Raw genomic sequence first — 2178 nt, forward strand, 5'->3', positions numbered from 1 at the left:
ACTCCGCGGCGGTCGGCGGGCAGACGAGACCGAGCTCCTCCCCCCGGCCCGGGCGCCGGCGAGCCGAAGCGCCGCACGAGCTGCCGTTGGCTGCTGAAGGCCTCGCGGCCGGTGACCTTCTGCTCGAGGACGGAACACACGAGCATCTGGGCGACGAGCCCGTTGGCCGGGACCCGCCAGGTCCGCAGCCGCGGCCACCCACGCGCGACGAGATCGTGATGCGGGACGAAGCCGCTCGGGTCGTCGCGCGCCCCGACGAGGTCCGGCAGCCGGTCGAGGATCCAGTCGGCACCGTCTCCCCACGCCGAGGCGACGACCTCACCCCCTTCGTCCGTCAGGAGCAGGGTCACCGTGCCCGCCGGCGTCGTCCACGCGAACCACCAGTCGCGGCCCGCCCGGTCGGCTCGTCGGGTCGCCGCCACCCCGGACGAAGGGGGGCAGCACCAGTCCGAGGTCGACGGGCGCGGGCGGGCGGTGGCGCCGCGTCGTCGGGTCGGGGTGGCTGGTCACGCCGACGATTGTGCCGGTCGCAGGTGACATAGCGTGAGGCCATGCGACCGACCGAGCACGTGCTCGACATGTTCGCGGTGCCGGGCGCCCTCGAGCCCGTGGCCGGCGGGCAGGGCCGCAGTGTGCGCGCCGGTGACCTGCTCCTCTCCCCGGCCGCGAGCCGCGCGTCCAGGACCGGCTCCAGCCCACCCGCTCGCCCCGGCTCGCCGTCGAGCTCGACACCCGGCCCGGGCGGGACCACCGGGACCTGCGGATCGCGATGCCGGTGCCCGCGCGCGACGGCAGCTGGGTCGTCGACGGGTGGGCCGCCACGCGCTACGAGCCCGGCACCCTCCCGCTCACCGACCTCACGGCCACGCTCGCGGTCGGTGCCGTGCTGCACGGCGGAGCCTGCCGGCCCGGGCGGTCACCGCCGTGGCCCCTCGCCGACGAGCCGCCGGTCGGACGCTGGGCCGTGGCCGAGCGGGTGGCCTTCGGCGAGCGCCCGCTGCCCGACGACGCCCTCGACGCAGAGGGCCGGGACCTGCTCGCCCGCCTGGCCGCGGCCCGTGACGACACCGACCTCGGGCCCGCGCAGCTCGTCCACGGCGACCTTGCCGGCAACGTCCTGCTCGACCCGCAGGGGGCCCCGGTCGTCATCGACGTCTCGCCCTACTGGCGGCCGGCGCTGTGGGCGCAGGCCGTCGCGGTGCTCGACGCGGTCATGCGCTCCCTCGCACCCGCACACGTCATGGACGAGTGGGCCACCGGTCGGCGCGGGCAGGCGATGCTGCGGGCGGCGATCTTCCGCCTCCTCAGCGACCGACCGGCGGACCTGCCCGCCTACGAGTCGGCACTCGGCTCGCTGCTCGCGAGGAGTGCACGCTGACCCGTGTCACCCCGCGCGGGCCCGTGTCACCCCAAACGGTGACGCGGGCGCGCAGAGGGTGACACGGGTCGGTCTGGTCAGCGCTTGCGGAAGGTCAGCAGGATGAAGGTGTAGTCGAGGTCGACCCTCGACCAGTGCACCGGGCGTTCGCTGTGCGCCAGCGTCGCGTCGTCGACGGTGCCGACGAGCTCGAGACCGTGGCGGTCGGCGAGCGCGACGAGCTCGCGGATCTCCTCCGGCGAGAAGATGTGCACCTGCGAGCCGTAGATGACCTTGCCCGTCGTGTCCGGCGGGTCCTGGTCGTAGTCGGTCGAGACGACGAGCACGCCACCGGGGCGCAGGAGGCGCGCCGACTCGGCGACGAAGCCCTCGAGCGGCACGCCGTGCTCGATGACCGACATGCACGTGATCGCGTCGAGGTGGCCCGTCGGCAGACCCGTGTCGGTGACGTCGCCGTAGCGGAAGGCCACCCCGTCGCGGGTCACCTGCGACCCGAACTCGAGGTTGATGCCGATGAGCGAGCCGGGCGCGGCACCGAAACCGTAGAGCCGCAGCCACGGCAGCACCGGCGAGTAGCGGGCGCTGCCGGCGTCCATGACCCGCGCGCTGCGGGTGCCGTCGTCGGCGAGTCGAGGACGGCGGCGACGGCGCCGAGGGCGTCCCAGTTCTTCGGCAGGTCACGGTGCAGCGGCAGGCGCAGCCGCTTGGCCTCGGCGACGGCCCGCCGCCACGTCGCGCCGTCGGTGAGCACGGCGGTCGGCGGCACGGTCGTCGGCGCGGGACGAGCCCCCTTCGCCCGG

Annotated in this window: 3 protein-coding genes; 1 reads left to right on the top strand and 2 read right to left on the bottom strand. The window is 75.3% G+C overall.

Features of this window, described 5'->3' with window-relative positions:
* The coding region (locus AC2W7J_RS17670; RefSeq protein WP_485984020.1) for a DNA glycosylase family protein at positions 1-350 on the bottom strand (350 nt) is incomplete at its 3' end.
* Between the two features lie 425 nt (positions 351-775).
* Between AC2W7J_RS17670 and AC2W7J_RS17675 the strand changes: the two genes are divergently transcribed.
* Positions 776-1378, top strand: a complete 603-nt coding sequence (locus tag AC2W7J_RS17675; protein ID WP_485984022.1) for an aminoglycoside phosphotransferase — start codon at positions 776-778, stop codon at positions 1376-1378.
* A 77-nt stretch (positions 1379-1455) separates the two neighbouring features.
* Here the strand turns inward: AC2W7J_RS17675 and AC2W7J_RS17680 are convergent, their stop codons facing one another.
* Positions 1456-2043, bottom strand: a complete 588-nt coding sequence (locus AC2W7J_RS17680; RefSeq protein WP_485984024.1) for a class I SAM-dependent methyltransferase — start codon at positions 2041-2043, stop codon at positions 1456-1458.
* Positions 2044-2178 lie beyond the last annotated feature (135 nt).

The sequence above is a fragment of the Janibacter sp. CFPM2_SD2 genome (genome assembly GCF_057364645.1).